This is a genomic window from Fulvivirga sp. M361 (genome assembly GCF_007097395.1).
Taxonomy (GTDB): domain Bacteria; phylum Bacteroidota; class Bacteroidia; order Cytophagales; family Cyclobacteriaceae; genus Fulvivirga.
The window spans coordinates 1-608 of record NZ_VKDC01000110.1 but is presented as its reverse complement, the minus strand read 5'-3'; the positions used below and the strand labels follow the sequence as shown (position 1 = coordinate 608).

The window sequence follows — 608 nt, the reverse complement described above, 5'->3', positions numbered from 1 at the left end:
CCATTGATGCCATCGCTAATGCCAATGTCAATGAAAATTCGGTCTATACTTCGGTGACCCCTAACCTTAGTGGTGATACGCCAATAGGCAATGTGACCTATACTATCAGTGGAGGAGCAGATGCAGTAGACTTTACGATCAACGGCACCACCGGTGTGGTCAGCATGGTAGTCAGAGACTTTGAGTCACCGGTAGATGCCAATACTGACAATGTATATGAAATTGAAATCACGGCTACCGATGACGACAATAACTCGGATACAGAGACTTGGACGGTAACTGTAAACGATCTGGTAGAAACTATATCGTTTACCATTGATGCCATCGCTAATGCCAATGTCAATGAAAATTCGGTCTATACTTCGGTGACCCCTAACCTTAGTGGTGATATGCCAATAGGCAATGTGACCTATACCATCAGCGGCGGGGCAGATGCGGCGGACTTTACGATCAACGGCACCACCGGTGTGGTCAGCATGGTAGATATTTTTTTTTTGTCACCGGTAGATGCCAATACTGACAATGTATATGAAATTGAAATCACGGCTACCGATAATGATAACAACTCGGATACGGAAACCTGGACGGTAACCGTAACCGACCAGATA

At 45.4% G+C, this 608-nt stretch carries 1 protein-coding gene; it reads left to right on the top strand.

The window, feature by feature from the left end; translation table 11 throughout:
• A partial coding sequence (locus tag FNH22_RS31800; RefSeq protein ID WP_143402574.1) for a cadherin repeat domain-containing protein occupies positions 1-608 on the top strand: 608 nt, incomplete at both ends.